11 protein-coding genes are annotated in these 14415 nt (G+C 48.8%); 5 read left to right on the top strand and 6 right to left on the bottom strand.

What is annotated here, in order from left to right:
* The first annotated feature begins 4 nt into the window (after nt 1–4).
* The 3 genes from FCN51_RS21140 (at nt 5) to FCN51_RS21130 (ending at nt 4101) form a co-directional block, all read left to right on the top strand.
* Nucleotides 5–2140 carry a PQQ-dependent dehydrogenase, methanol/ethanol family gene (locus FCN51_RS21140; RefSeq protein ID WP_003625891.1) on the top strand — a complete coding sequence of 712 codons (2136 nt, stop codon included), beginning with the start codon at nt 5–7 and terminating at the stop codon, nt 2138–2140.
* A gap of 74 nt (nt 2141–2214) precedes the next feature.
* Complete coding sequence (locus FCN51_RS21135) at nt 2215–3501, top strand: MFS transporter (RefSeq protein ID WP_310255393.1); 1287 nt, start codon at nt 2215–2217, stop codon at nt 3499–3501.
* A gap of 24 nt (nt 3502–3525) precedes the next feature.
* A complete protein-coding gene (locus FCN51_RS21130) occupies nt 3526–4101 on the top strand; it encodes a nuclear transport factor 2 family protein (protein WP_003625894.1) in 576 nt (191 codons plus the stop codon).
* A 196-nt stretch (nt 4102–4297) separates the two neighbouring features.
* Here the strand turns inward: FCN51_RS21130 and FCN51_RS21125 are convergent, their stop codons facing one another.
* From FCN51_RS21125 to FCN51_RS21100, 6 genes are read right to left on the bottom strand one after another with little or no spacing between them, the layout of a single operon-like run.
* Nucleotides 4298–5251 (bottom strand): LysR family transcriptional regulator, encoded by a 954-nt coding sequence (locus FCN51_RS21125; protein ID WP_003625896.1) that lies wholly within the window; start codon nt 5249–5251, stop codon nt 4298–4300.
* Between the two features lie 17 nt (nt 5252–5268).
* A complete protein-coding gene (locus FCN51_RS21120) occupies nt 5269–6057 on the bottom strand; it encodes an ABC transporter permease (protein ID WP_160256782.1) in 789 nt (262 codons plus the stop codon).
* Nucleotides 6054–6905, bottom strand: a complete 852-nt coding sequence (locus FCN51_RS21115) for an ABC transporter permease (protein WP_003625901.1) — start codon at nt 6903–6905, stop codon at nt 6054–6056. The genes FCN51_RS21120 and FCN51_RS21115 overlap by 4 nt, the downstream gene beginning before the upstream one ends.
* Complete coding sequence (locus tag FCN51_RS21110; RefSeq protein ID WP_160256781.1) at nt 6905–8035, bottom strand: ABC transporter substrate-binding protein; 1131 nt, start codon at nt 8033–8035, stop codon at nt 6905–6907. Before FCN51_RS21110 ends, FCN51_RS21115 begins: the two co-directional genes overlap by 1 nt.
* Before the next feature lie 42 nt (nt 8036–8077).
* Nucleotides 8078–9097, bottom strand: a complete 1020-nt coding sequence (locus FCN51_RS21105; protein WP_003625905.1) for an ABC transporter ATP-binding protein — start codon at nt 9095–9097, stop codon at nt 8078–8080.
* 7 nt (nt 9098–9104) lie between these two features.
* Complete coding sequence (locus tag FCN51_RS21100) at nt 9105–10532, bottom strand: gamma-aminobutyraldehyde dehydrogenase (protein WP_160256780.1); 1428 nt, start codon at nt 10530–10532, stop codon at nt 9105–9107.
* Between the two features lie 755 nt (nt 10533–11287).
* On the opposite strand from FCN51_RS21100, the gene FCN51_RS21095 reads away from it, so the two are divergent.
* Together FCN51_RS21095 and FCN51_RS21090 are read left to right on the top strand one after the other, a co-directional pair.
* On the top strand, nt 11288–12787 hold the full coding sequence (locus FCN51_RS21095) for an APC family permease (RefSeq protein ID WP_160256779.1): 1500 nt from the start codon (nt 11288–11290) through the stop codon (nt 12785–12787).
* A gap of 122 nt (nt 12788–12909) precedes the next feature.
* Nucleotides 12910–14406, top strand: a complete 1497-nt coding sequence (locus FCN51_RS21090) for an outer membrane beta-barrel protein (protein WP_012813046.1) — start codon at nt 12910–12912, stop codon at nt 14404–14406.
* Nucleotides 14407–14415 lie beyond the last annotated feature (9 nt).

Here is a 14415-nt window from a genome sequence, read left to right as displayed (position 1 = left end):
GAGAATGCTTATGTCCCCTCGCCCTCTTGTTCTGGCGTTACTTGCCGCATCTTTTCTCTCTCCGTCTGTTTATGCAACGGAAACAGACCCCATTGTTGAACAGGCTGACAGTCATCCTGAAGACTGGCCAACCTATGGTCGCACTTATGCTGAGCAGCGGTATAGTCCGCTTGCTCAAATTACGGATCATAATGTTCAGAACCTGCATTTGGCATGGTATCAGGATCTGGATACAAACCGCGGGCAAGAGGCCACTCCTCTTGTCATTGATGGTGTTATGTACATCAGTACAAATTGGAGCCATGTTGAAGCTCTGGATGCAGCCACAGGCCACGTTTTATGGAAGTACGACCCCAAAGTTCCGGGGAATGTTGCGGTAAAAGGCTGCTGTGACACGGTTAATCGTGGTGTTGCTTACTGGCAAGGCCGTATTTACGTTGGAACATTTGATGGCCGCCTGATTGCCTTAGATGCCAAAACAGGCCATGTGGTATGGAGTGTTCACACCATTCCACATGATGCAACGTTAGGAGACATTCGCTCCTACACGGTGGATGGGGCTCCGCGCATTGTTAAAGGCATTGTTATTATTGGCAATGGCGGTGCTGAGTTTGGTGCGCGCGGATTTGTCTCTGGTTTTGATGCAAAAACAGGCGCGTTACGCTGGCGCTTTTTTACTGTTCCAGCACCATCTAACAAACCTGACCATGCGGCATCCGACAAAGCATTGCATGATATTGCCTATCCTACATGGAGCCCAAAAGGCGGCTGGACCAAATCTGGCGGTGGGGGAACCGTATGGGACAGCATTGTTTATGATCCAAAAACAGATCTAGTTTATCTTGGCGTTGGCAACGGTGCGCCATGGAATTACAAATTCCGTTCTGACGGGGTTGGTGACAATCTATTTCTAGCCAGCATTGTTGCCATAAAACCTGAAACTGGCGAATATGTATGGCATTTTCAGGAAACACCAAAAGATCAGTGGGATTTCACCGCCTCGCAGCCTATTATGGTAATGGATTTACCCATTCATGGCGAGCAACGGCATGTTATTGTGCAAGCGCCAAAAAATGGTTTTTTCTATATTCTGGATGCGCAAACAGGTGAATTTCTTTCTGCTGTTCCTTACACGTTTCAAAACTGGGCACGCAGCATAGATTCCAAAACAGGTCGCCCAGATATTAACCCAGATGCTTTATGGTCTCTTACCAATAAGCCGTGGTTTAGTATCCCCGGTTCCCTAGGCGGGCATAACTGGGCCCCTATGGCTTATAACCCCCAAACCAAATTGGTATATATTCCTGCCCAACAACTCCCTGAACCCTTTTTGTCTGACCCTAAATGGCATATGCACAAACAGGGCGTTAATATGGGTATGGATATGACCGGCCTACCGGATGATCCAAAAGTTCTAACAGAGGTAAGTAAAACTGTAAAAGGTTGGTTACTGGCATGGAACCCCGCCGAACAAAAAGCCGCCTTTACCATTCCCCATTTAGCACCTTGGAATGGTGGCGTTCTAACAACTGCGGGTAATCTGGTTTTTCAGGGGCTTTCAACAGGTTTATTTGAAGCTTATCGCGCAACAGATGGACACACGCTTTTTTCATTTGATGCACAAACAGGCATTGTTGCGCCACCCATTTCCTATATGGTGGACGGCAAACAATATATAGCCGTAGAAGCCGGTTGGGGCGGTGTTTTCCCACTTATGGGTGGTGCTTTGGCGCGTTTGCATAATAGTAGCATAAACCATTCCCGTATCTTGGTTTTTGCACTGGATGGCACTGCAAACCTCCCACCAGTGCAAAATTCAGCACCTCAGCCTATAGCGCCTACAGGAACATTCTCGCCCGAAAAGGCAAAACTGGGTTACCAGAAATATCAACAATATTGTTTGGCATGCCACGGAGATAACGCCGTAGGCGGGGGCGTACTGCCAGATTTGCGGTGGTCTGCATTTATCAATTCGACCCAGTCTTTCAGCGATGTTGTGAATAAAGGTGTTCTCTCCGAATACGGAATGGTCAGCTTTAGTAAAGAAATTTCTCCCGAACAGGTGGAAGATATCAGAAACTTTCTGCTGCAACGAGCCACAAGCAGTTACCAATCTCTAGAAGGCAAAAAGACGCCATAATTTCTGCTTCTCAAAAAAGTTTTGAGGAAAAATCCATGTCTCCTGTCCGCCCGGTTACAACTATTTTTCTCTTTATGTTGGCTTATCTGTTTTCCTACATTGATAGGCAGATACTAGCTCTTCTTATAGGTCCCATCCAATCGGATCTACTGATAACAGATACGCAATTTGCATTTTTGAATGGTCTTGCCTTCTCTTTGCTATATGCCATTTTGGGTTTCCCACTTGCATCCCTGAGTGACAGATATCCACGACCGCCTATTATTGCGGGAGGCGTTATTTTATGGAGCCTCGCCACCATGGCTTGTGGGCTTTCACACAGTTTCTGGTCTCTGTTCCTATGTCGTGTTCTGGTTGGGTTGGGGGAAGCTGCTTTGGCTCCTGCAGCTTATTCTTTCTTGGCGGATAGTGTACCTAAGGAAAAACTTTCTGGCACACTCGCTATTTTCTTTCTTGGATCTTTTTTAGGGTCAGGCTGTGCGTTTCTTTTTGGCGGCCCACTTCTGCATATTGTGCAACAGCATAATTTTGCTGGCCTGCACGCTTGGCAAATATGTTTTATAATTGTTGGCTTTCCTGGCCTGCTCTTAGGCGGCATTATCGCCATGCTTGTGCATGAGGTTCCACACAGAAAATCTATTGTAAAACCTGTTTCTGCTCAAAAAACAATTGAATTTTTCAGAATGCACCCAGCTTTCTTTAGTCTCCATATGTTAAGCTATACGCTTTTGGCAGTAACGCTCTTTTCTCTCTTCAGCTGGATGCCCGCTCAGATGATGCGTATCCATCATTTTTCACATGCTGATCTGGGAATTACGTTAGGTAGCATTGTTATTATTTGTGGTTGTACCGGGGTTTATACCAGCGGGCGCCTTATTGATATACTGAGTGCTCGTGGCATATGGTATGCACCCCAACTTGTGGCAGCGCTTGCTGCTCTATGTGCTACTGCCCCGCTTGTTATAAGTGTAACAACTTCTAATACGTACCTTGCTGTCGCAGCATTTGCGGTTGCCTTTTATTTTGCATCTTTTCCAATGCCCCCCTCAGCTACTATTTTACAAATTGCCGTACCAACCACTATGCGTGCACGTTTTTCTGCGGCCATGTTGTTTTGTAATGCTATCGGGGGGCTATCAGGCGGGTCGCTACTTATTGGCACGTTAAACGATCATTTTTTCCATTCGCCATTAGCTATTGGCACATCAATGGCTATTGTTTCTGGCACGGCAAGTTTTTTAGGAGCCTTGCTGCTTTTCGCAAGTATTCCATCTTACAAACTTTTATGCTCCACGGCTAACACCAAGGTTTCTTATACATCTGACTTGCCCACAAATATTATGAAAACAAGTCGTATTTAGAATCAGTTTATCGGAAAAAGAAACATGACGCATGACCTAAATCTAGAAAATAAACTTGAAGCCCTTGTTCAGCGCGTAGAGGAACTGGAAGGTGAAGCCGCGATAAGGCGTTTACAGGCGCGTTACATGTTTTTGTGTGATACTCCCTGCCCTGAATTTGGCATTCAAACGGATAAAGACCGTATAGATCGCATTATGGATCTCTATACAGAAGATGCCATTTGGGAAGGTGTAGGTGAATACTACACCAACCAATTCGGCCGCTGTATTGGCAAAGCAGCTATTCGCACGCATTTTGAAAATTTTTGGCTTCAAAAACGCGATCCTGCACTTATTCTCAATGTGCATTACCTCACATCGGAACAAATCCATGTGCACGGCAATACTGGCGATGGACAATGGGTGCATTGTCAGCCATGGATTTTCAATGATGGAAGTTCATTATTACGATCTAGCCGCCTTAATAATCTTTTCCGTAAAGAAAATGGAGTTTGGAAAATCAGCCGGACACGCACGGAAAATGTTTTTATATCTCCCCTACCCAAAAATTGGGCAGAAAGCATTCCCTCACGCTCATTTTTAATGGATGAAGATAAATGAACATTTGAACAGTAAAAATTATTTATATTTTAAGGAATTTTTACTGTTATTATTAAGCCATTAGAAGATAGTTACCAGTAGAGGAATCAGGCATCAATTATAAGATATATACTTGTGCCGATTAAGTGCCTGAGATTCCTCTACAAACCAAACACTGCGAGTGTCTGCGTTTATACAATCTCGCAGACATCTCTCGCTACATATCCAAAAAATCTTGAAACCGTGCACGTTCTGAATGCCCATCATGCGCTACACCAGGTGTGCTCTGTAATGCCATATCCATGAAATATTGAGCTTGCACCCCTAATGAAAGCCCTCGCCGCCACATGACTAACAGTTCTGCTGTGGGCAAATCTTCCTGCACAGGCCGGCATTCAATTTTTTCGCCCTCAAGCGACCAGGGACGGTAAATTAACTGTGGCAATAGCGCGATACCGTGCCCCGCCCCAACCAGACTACGCACAGCTTCAATAGAGGATGAGCGAAAATAGATATTTGGTCGAAAAGAAAACCGTTCCCACACAGCGCCCATTCGGCACTCAAGCACGTTTGCAGTTAATGCAATGTAAGGTTCAGCACGTAATTGCCCTAAGCTTACCTGTTTATCCGCAGCCAATGGATGCCCCTGCGGTAACCATACATTATGGAGGGAAACACCCATCACCCGCGCACCACAAGCACTCGGCACTGCATCACCCAGCCGCAACATGATTGCCAGATCCAGTTCACCTCCAATAAGCATATGATCTAGATATTCGGCTTGATCCTCTACCAATATGACTTCAACGCGCGGAAAAGCACGACGAAAGCGCGTAAGCAAATCTGGCAGCACATAACCTGCCACTATTGGCGTTACGCCAAGCACCAGCGTGCCTTCCAGAGCGTCCTCACCCTCATCCTGCATACGCTGTGCATCTGCCACATCATCAAGAATACGCTGCACACGCAAATGAAACTGCTGCCCACGCCGCGTAAGCGTAACGCCGCGTGCATGACGATCAAACAGCCGAAAGCCCATCTCGGCTTCCAGGGTACGAAGCGCCTCAGTTACTGTGGACTGTGAGACAAGCAGAACCATGGCTGCACCAGAAATGGACCCCACTTCTGCAACCGAGGCAAAATAACGCAATTGGCGCAATGTCAGAGCCATGCAACCACTACTCCAACTTATTCGCGCGAAATTGAAGCAGCGAGTTTCTGCCCCATGATAATTGGCACAAGTGTAACCGCCACCACTACAAACACCACCACATTTACCTCTGGCATATGCTGCCCCAGCCTGATTGCACCAAAAATCCACAACGGCAGCGTTGTTTGCGTGCCTGCTGTAAAAGTTGAAACAATAACTTCATCAAAGGACAAAGCAAATGCCAGCAACATTCCAGATGCGATCGCCCCACTCAGGAGCGGCAGAGTAATCGTAACAAACCCTTGCAGAGGCGTTGCCCCCATATCTTGTGCTGCTTCTGTTAATGAAGGAGGCAAACGCCGCAATCGTGCCATAACATTGCTGAAGATAATAACCGTGCAGAAAGTTGTATGGGCAATCACAAGCGTAACCAATGTAAAGGGTATGTCAAACGCTGTGAAAAAACTGTTCATTGCAATACCGGTAAGCACACCGGGCAGCGCAATTGGCAACGTAAGAAAGAATGAACCAATCTGCACCACGCGTGAAGAAAGACCATTCATACCCACTGCCGCCAATGTACCCAGCACAGTAGCCAATGCCGTAGCTAATCCAGCAACCTCGAGCGAGATAAAAAATGCGTGTCGCACCTCTTCATCAGCCCAAGTAGCCGCAAACCATTTTAAAGAAAGACTGTGTATGGGCCAGACTTGTACAGACGAGGCATCAAAAGCGAACATCAAAACGAGTAATAGCGGCAAAAGCAGAAACGCAAGTACCGCCAGAGCTGCCCCCCATAGGGCAAGATTGCGCACAGATACGTTCATGCTCCGTCAAACGCTCCAAACTTACGGGCCACCAGCATGTAAGCGCCAATCACCACCAGAAGCACCATGGAAAAAGCCGCTGCAAACGGTACATTTCCTGAAACCCCTACATTGGAATAAACAACGTTACCGATAAATTCCGACCCGGCCCCTCCAACAAGCATGGGCGTAACATATTCCCCTAACGTGACAGCAAAAGTGAACACGGAGCCTGCCGCCATACCGGGAATAGCCAACGGAAAAATGACCGTGCGGAAAGTTTGCCAAGGGGTGGCCCCCATATCTCCTGCGGCATCCACCAAAGAAGCTGGAATACGCTCAAGGGCAGAAACCAACGGCATCAACATAAACGGCAACCACAAATAGGAAAATACTAGCCACAACGCTACATTTGTAAAAGCAAAAGACTGTTCTGGCAGACCAATCGCACGCAAAAACCAGTTCAACACACCATCATGACCCAGAATTAACCGCCACGCATAAATACGTGCCAACATACTCGACCATAAGGGTAATGCGACCAAAACAAGCAAAGTCAGCTTTAGGCGTGGTCCCACTTTGCGGGCAATGACATATGCAAGCGGCCATGCCAGAATAATATCCGTTACTGTAACCAGTGCGGCAATTCCAATCGTGCGTTGTGCAACAATCCGGTAAGTTGCATCCGATATCAGCTGGCGGAAATTATCCAACGTCCAATCATGGACAATTTCGCCAGACATGGAATCCACCTGCCAGAAGGCTGAAAGCAGCAAGATAAACAAGCTACCCAAATAGAAGACTGTCAGCCATCCAAAAGGCGGCAGCAAAAGAGCCACATGCCCCCAAAGCTTTCTGCCGCCCTTCATTACTGTTTAACCTGCTGCCATGCACGTTGCCATGCACCGTAATTCAAACAATTATTCTGCCCGTTCCCACACGATTTTACAGGTGTTTTCCAAAATTTTATACTTGCGAAATATGCAGAAGACGCATCAGCATGATACTGTTTGCACGCACCCGGTTGTTGCGCATCCATTTCTGCACAGGCTTTTGTATTTCCTGGGGTTTCACCAAACGAAAGCGCCTGTTGAGCCTGCACTTTTGGCGTCATTACATGGTTGATCCATAGATATGCACAATTGGGGTGTTCTGCATGTGCGCTGATCATCCAACTATCAGCCCAACCCGTTGCACCCTCGACAGGAATTGTATCTTGCACCGGCACACCAGCAGCCCGTAACGTGTTTGCCTGATACGGCCATGCCGAACCTACCTGGGCATCACCACTTTTGAAAAGATCGACTTCATCAGAAGCAAGTGCCCAGTATTTTTTAACCAGTGCACGCTGTTCCTTAAGAAGTGCTACCACAGCATCCATTTGCAACTGCGTTAACTCATAAGGATCGGTAATTCCAAGGTCTGGTTTTGTATGTGAAAGATAAAGAGCGGCATCTGCAATCTGAATCGGATTATCTGGCACTGTCACAACGCCAGCATGGGCTTTATCATAAATTACGCCCCAACTGGTGGGTGCCTGCGGAAACACCTTGGTGTTCCACATAAGGATATTCGGTCCCCATTCATAAGATATACCGTAATGCACACCCTTGACTGTGTTAAAGGAAGGTTCCTTAAGTTCCGGCATGAGATCATTATATGCCGGGATCAGGCTCATATTGAGAGGCTGTACATTATGCCCAAAAATAAGCCTTAACGCCGCATCACCGGAGGCAGAAACAATATCAAAACCTTTGCCGCCCCCCATACGTGTTAACGCCACCATTTCATCGGAAGAGCCAACATATTTGCGATGAACCTTACAGCCTGTTTGCTGTTCAAACGGCTTAACCCATGCATCATCAGCATAACCTTCCCACGCCACCACATTCAGATCTCCTTCACCTTTACCAATGGTGCTTGGAAGATCAGCAGCATGCGCCTGCGCTACCAGCGCGGTACAGCAGGAAGCCATAAGCAGTGCAGTAAAACCCTTCATATCCTTATCCTTCCTTGATGATACTTAAACTGTTACCACCCCTTATCGGGGCAGAGGATAAGCCACATCCTTCGTCCATACAGCCACAACTGCCGTATTTTCTCTAAGATTGCGCGCAGTGCGTGATGGCAACATGGCTGTCACATTGGTGCCGTTTCCCTCGCCCCTGACGTGACACCGTGTAACGGGTCCGAGATAAGAAATTTCCTCAATAACACCTGGAAATATCACCTCATTTGGCGTTTTCTGATAACCTTGTGTCTCTACACGAACATCCTCAGGCCGCAGTAAGATGGCGCGGCCATCTTCACCCTCTAGAATACTTGATGACCCTAGAAAGCGCGCGACAAAACTGCTCGCCGGGCGTTCATATAGTTCTTGTGGGGTACCAATCTGTTCAATAACCCCTTCAGAAAACACAGCAATCCGGTCACTCATGCTCAAGGCTTCTTCCTGATCATGCGTGACATAAACAAAGGTAATTCCAGTTTGTTTCTGAATACGCTTAAGTTCGATCTGCATTTCACGCCGAAGCTTAAGATCAAGTGCTCCCAGAGGTTCATCAAGCAAGATGAGCGCTGGTTTGTTCACCAAGGCACGTGCCAGTGCCACGCGTTGACGTTGCCCTCCTGACAACTGGGAGGGTCTACGGTCAGAAACAGCATCAAGGTGGACCATCGCCAAAGCCTGACGCGCACGTTCCGCACGCTCAGCTGCCGGTACACCGCTCATTTTCATACCATATGCAACATTGTCACATAGGCTCATATGAGGAAACAGAGCATAATCCTGAAACATCGTGTTCACATCACGTTTGTACGGGGGCAGCCCTGTTACATCCTGCCCTGATAGTTTGATCTGCCCGGCATTGGGCAGTTCAAAACCACCAATCAGGCGCAGTGTTGTCGTCTTGCCCGAACCAGACGGGCCAAGCATCGTAAAGAACTCACCCGGCTGGATTTCAAGATCAATCCCTTTGAGAACAGGTTTTCCTTGACCATAGGATTTTATCAGGCCGCTTAGGCTGACTGCTGGTACGCCCATAGCCGGGTTATCCTTCATGTGTTCATTAGCTCCATTTCACCATGACGTGACGGGGAATGGTATAATCTTCAAGAGAACCAAGGCTCATGTCACTTCCGTATCCAGAATGACGGAAGCCAGCATGTGGCATTTCATTCACCAGCATGAAATGTGTATTAACCCACGTGCATCCATAACGCAGCCGGGCAGCCGCAGCCATGCCGCGCCCAGTATCACGCGTCCATACGGATGATGCGAGACCGTAAATAGATGTATTCACATCTGAGATCACAGCATCCATATCAGTGCAGCGCGTCACTGAGACCACCGGACCAAACACCTCGCGTTCTACAATCTCATCTCCTGACCGCGCACCAGCCACAACAGTTGGCTCATAAAAGAAACCTTTACCTTCAGCCATTTTTCCACCTGTTGTAATTTCAACATGCGGAAGCTCAGCTGCACGCTCAACAAATGCAGCTACCCGTGAACGCTGCCGTGAAGAGACAAGTGGCGGAATTTCATTCTGGGAATCATCGGCCTGACCAAAACGGATAGATGCTACTGCAGTTGTAAGATCTGCTACCAAGCGATCATATATCCGCGCATCTGCATAAACGCGGCAAGCTGCCGTGCAATCCTGTCCGGCATTATAATAACCAAAGGTCCGCAAGCCCTGAACAACAGCTTCAAGATCGGCATCATCATAAACAAGAACGGGAGCTTTCCCGCCCAGTTCAAGATGCGTACGCTTTACTGAACGCGCAGCCGCTGTAATTACCTTTCGCCCAGTAGCGATATCACCAGTCAAAGAAACCATAGCAACATCGGGATGATCCAAAAGTTGCTGTCCAACACTGGCGCCCCGGCCTGTCACAATGTTTATCACGCCCGAAGGCAGACACTCACTAATAACTTGTCCAAGATAAAGCAGGCTTAGGGGTGTGTTTTCAGAAGGTTTAATAACGCAGCTATTACCAGCAGCTATTGCCGGAGCAAGCTTCCATGCCGCCATCAGCAAAGGATAATTCCATGGAACAATGGCCGCAACCACACCTACTGGTGCCCGCCGGAGCATGGAGGTGTAACCAACCATGTATTCCCCAGCAACAGGCCCTTGCACATTACGCGCAGCTCCAGCAAAAAACCGAAAACCGTCTACAATAGCTGGGATTTCATCACTCAGCACTAAATGGCGAGGCTTGCCAGTATTCTGAGCTTCAATAGTTGCAAGGTTATCAGCCTGGGCCTCAATGGCATCTGCAATTTTCAGCAGGCAAACGGCGCGTTCCGCCGGAGGAGTCATAGCCCACGCTGGAAAAGCGGCTAGAGCTGCGGCAACAGCCGCATCAACCTGTTCAGCCGATGCCTCTGCAATGTTCGTAATCACATCACCTGTAACGGGGGCATACACTGTTTCTTCAGCCCCCGTACCGTTAACGAAACCGCCACCGATGAGCATTTTGGTGAACATATCTCTCTACTCCTGTTCCCCGACCAGGCCGGGGCTTATCGTTCAGAGAAACCGTGGCATACGTTACGATATCAAACCAATAAATAATAGCTGCACAAGGTATCGGAAAGATAGATATGACTATAAACCATTTGAAAATCTTATTTTTTTCATGATTTGACTGGTGGAAAAATGATCAAACGTGAAAATCCTATGTCTTGAGCCTCCTTTGGTCCGGCTGAACACACCTGCGCAAAGATCCATCAGCCTCACATCTAAGCAGATCATTCAGTCTTATCGGTTATTTCGATATCAGAAAGACAATATTATCGACTGGTGCGATACCGTAACATATACCTACGATACAGCACTGCTTATGGACTGCCACGAATCTGCTGGTGCCTTCACAACAGGTATTCTTGGTAGACTACGGTTCTCACAACCTCTCTTGAGGAGAGTGATGTCATGACATCTTTTCCTTCGATACGTAGCCAGCCCATTGACCTACTACTATCCATCCTATGGTGCGAACTGCTCTGATGATCTATGCCGCGCACCAAAATTGGGTTCTCGCTTGCACTGCGTTCTGCGTGACCTTGCTCACAAACTTGCTACTTACAAAGGGTTTGCCTGTTTTTTTTACCCACGGCTGTTGCACATTTAGCCGCATATGATGATGGAGCCCCCACTTCGTCCGGTATTGGCCCAGACCTGCAGATGCTTCCTTTTACCCCCTGCCCCGCCTGAGCACACTAACTACGGAGAGATTCCCGTTCATGGACCATCCCCATATCAGTTCCGCCGAAGATGATGCGCGTCTGGCTGCTCTTGGCGTCACATCCGATTTCGATCGTTCCATGTCAATGCTGGAGAATTTTGCTCTCGGCTTTACCTATCTTTCTCCGGTTGTAGGGGTGTACACACTTTTTGATGCCAGCCTGCACACCGGTGGCAGCCCGATGATCTGGTCTTATGTAATTGCTGGTATTGGCCAGTTTCTTGTGGCTCTTGTTTTTGGTGAAGTTGTCTCACAATTTCCCATTTCAGGCGGTATCTACCCATGGTCACGTCGCTTGGTTGGGCGCAAATGGTCATGGGTTACAGCTTGGGTCTATGTCTGGGCGTTATTCACCACCATTGCAGCTGTTGCTACAGGCGCTGCGCCCTTTCTGGCTCTATTAACAGGTGCACCAAGCACACCGCTTATCACTACGGCCATCGCGCTGGGGCTTATTATATTTTCCACTGCCTGTAACCTTGTAGGCACCAAACTGCTTGCGCGCGTTGCGATGTTTGGCTTTGTATGCGAACTGGTTGGTGCCCTTTTTGTTGGCGGGTATCTTTTGGCCTTTCACCGTGTCAATTCATTGGCATCCCTTCTTGATCCAATGAATGCAGCCCCGACCAACGGCAGCTATCTACCTGCTTTTCTGGCGGCTTCTCTTCTAGGCCTGTTCTCCTGCTATGGTTTTGAAGCCTGCGGTGACGTTGCCGAAGAAATTCCCAATCCCGGAAAACAAATTCCCAAAGCTATGCGCATGACAATCTATATCGGTGTTGGTGCGTCTATCTTTGCCTGCGCGGCTCTGCTGTTAGCAGTTCCCGACATTCCAGCCGTTATCTCAGGGCAAGCCCCCAATGCTTTAAGTGACGTATTATTCAACGCGTTTGGTTCAGTCGGCACCAAAGGGGTCGCTGCCATTGTCATGATCTCATTCATGTCTTGCGTGCTCAGCCTTCAAGCTGCCGTAAGCCGCTTGATCTATTCCTTTGCCCGAGACCGCATGATTCCGGGCGCAGAAGTGCTCTCGCGCATTTCCCCCAATAGTCATGTCCCTACAACAGCATTGTTTGTGGCTGGCCTGGTGCCTAGCCTCATTGCGTTACTGGGCCTCTTCGCAGCAGATGCCCTTACCTCAATTGTAAGTTTTGCAGTTGTGGGCATCTATGTTGCGTTCCAGATGGTTGTAGCTGGAGCACTTTATGCACGCCTGCGTGGGTGGCACCCTAGTGGTGATTTCCGGCTAGGCAGCTGGGGTATGGTTATTAATATTGGTGCGTTGGTTTATGGCGTGCTGGCAATTATCAATATTCTTTGGCCACGCACACCTGATGCCCCATGGTACATCAACTACAGCATGTGGATCGGACTAGCAGCCGTTATCTCCACTGCCCTGGCTTACCTGGCACTCCGCCGTCCACATCTGAACGGCACAACAGGTTACGCCGATGCATGGCTTATCTCGCCACGACAAGGAAAGCCGCCTCTGTCCTGATGTAATCTGTTTACATGGGCAAGAATGAACCGTTTCATTCTGTCCATGTCGATGAGGTTTAGATTTTTTTTGCCTATTGCGTTTCGTTATCGTTATTATTTTTTGTGCAAAGTAGGTGATACATGCGACAGACCCTGACCGATCGAAGTGCCTTCAAATTTGTATTGCTATCATGTTGCGCTGCATTTTTGTGTGAAACAGGTACGCCAACAGCCCACGCCCAGACATCTGCACCTGCCCAGGTTCAGGTGGGAGACATAGCCAAAACCCTCAAGCCCGAAGAGGCAGAAAAGGGTGCAGGCACACCAACAGATGGGGAAGAACCGCCTGCCACCTCTCTTTCTGAAGAAGAAGAGGCCATGAAGCCCAAGGCGGGCAATCTGTTCCATGTCAAACCCGGCCATACCCCCACATACTGGGAAGGGCTGGAAGGGCATGTTTCCATTGAAGCGGGGATTTCAGGCAACCCCTGGACACGCTCTGGCCGCAACTTTGCACAGTATTATTCAGATCGCGCCAATACAGTTACGCTGAACCAGATCATTGGCTCTCTGTCCCATCCGGTCACATCGGTGGGCAGTGGGTATGGCATCGGCTTTGTGCTCGAAGCCATGTATGGTTCCGATGCGCGGTTTGATCCCACAATCGGCATGGGTTCTGGCTCCTTGCACGGTCTATATCAGTGGGCGCCCACACAGGCGCATCTGGATGTGCATCTGCCGTGGATCTTCAAGCGCGGCATTGATGTGCAGATCGGCCAGATGTACGGCATTATGGGGGCGGAAGGCACACCTGCTCTGGCGCGCCCATTCTACACCTACAACTACGCATCCGATTATATCGTGCCGTTCCAGACGGTGGGTATTCTGGCCACCATGCATCTGACCCGCCACATGGACTGGATTTTGGGGGTGGATGCAGGCAACTCCACAACCTTTGGCGCCTCGGGCAACAACAACAAGCCCAAGGGCTATTTTGGTCTGGCGTGGAACAAGCTGATGGATGGCAAGCTGGATGTGCATGCCATCGGGCATTTTGGGCCGCAGGGCAACAATGGCCGCACCATTGTCTCCCCCACAGGGTGGGTGAGTGCGGGCATTGGCAAGCAGGCCAACAGCCTCATGCAGTATAATGCGGATGTCATGGCTACGTATCATATCAATGACAAGATGACCGTTTCCGTGGATGGCACCTATCTGCACGATGATTCCCTGCGCGATGATGCCTATGGTGTGACAACCTACTTTTCCTACGATATCCACCCCTGGCTGACATTCAATGCGCGTGGCGAAATTTTCCGTGACAACACGGGTGGGGTGATTACGGAATATTCCAGCTTCAACTCGCTCACGCAGGCACTCAGCAACCAGCCATTCCCCTATTACAACGCGTTGCCGACCACCTATGGGGAACTGACGGTGGGTGTCTCCTATCGGCCAGAGTTCGTGAACAAAAGGCTGTCTCTGGGGGGCTTTACCATCCGGCCTGAAATCCGGCTGGATAAATCCCTTAACGGCACGCACCCATTCAATCAGGCTGGAACCGTGCAGAACCCAACCGTCAATAACGGCACAAACAACATGCTCTGGTTCAGTTGTGATGCAACCTGGTCTTTCTAAAGTATTCAC

The sequence above is a fragment of the Acetobacter pasteurianus genome, from assembly GCF_009914215.2.
Classification (GTDB): Bacteria; Pseudomonadota; Alphaproteobacteria; order Acetobacterales; family Acetobacteraceae; genus Acetobacter; species Acetobacter pasteurianus.
Note: the sequence above shows the minus strand (reverse complement) of the source record. Positions and strands in the feature narration are given on the sequence as shown.

Coding starts and splice junctions, on each gene's coding strand:
- FCN51_RS21130 (WP_003625894.1), top strand. CDS start 3,526: ATGACGCATGACCTAAATCTAGAAAATAAACTTGAAGCCCTTGTTCAG.
- FCN51_RS21105 (WP_003625905.1), bottom strand. CDS start 9,097: ATGAAGGATAACCCGGCTATGGGCGTACCAGCAGTCAGCCTAAGCGGC.
- FCN51_RS21110 (WP_160256781.1), bottom strand. CDS start 8,035: ATGAAGGGTTTTACTGCACTGCTTATGGCTTCCTGCTGTACCGCGCTG.
- FCN51_RS21140 (WP_003625891.1), top strand. CDS start 5: ATGCTTATGTCCCCTCGCCCTCTTGTTCTGGCGTTACTTGCCGCATCT.
- FCN51_RS21115 (WP_003625901.1), bottom strand. CDS start 6,905: ATGAAGGGCGGCAGAAAGCTTTGGGGGCATGTGGCTCTTTTGCTGCCG.
- FCN51_RS21100 (WP_160256780.1), bottom strand. CDS start 10,532: ATGTTCACCAAAATGCTCATCGGTGGCGGTTTCGTTAACGGTACGGGG.
- FCN51_RS21135 (WP_310255393.1), top strand. CDS start 2,215: ATGTTGGCTTATCTGTTTTCCTACATTGATAGGCAGATACTAGCTCTT.
- FCN51_RS21120 (WP_160256782.1), bottom strand. CDS start 6,057: ATGAACGTATCTGTGCGCAATCTTGCCCTATGGGGGGCAGCTCTGGCG.
- FCN51_RS21090 (WP_012813046.1), top strand. CDS start 12,910: ATGCGACAGACCCTGACCGATCGAAGTGCCTTCAAATTTGTATTGCTA.
- FCN51_RS21095 (WP_160256779.1), top strand. CDS start 11,288: ATGGACCATCCCCATATCAGTTCCGCCGAAGATGATGCGCGTCTGGCT.
- FCN51_RS21125 (WP_003625896.1), bottom strand. CDS start 5,251: ATGGCTCTGACATTGCGCCAATTGCGTTATTTTGCCTCGGTTGCAGAA.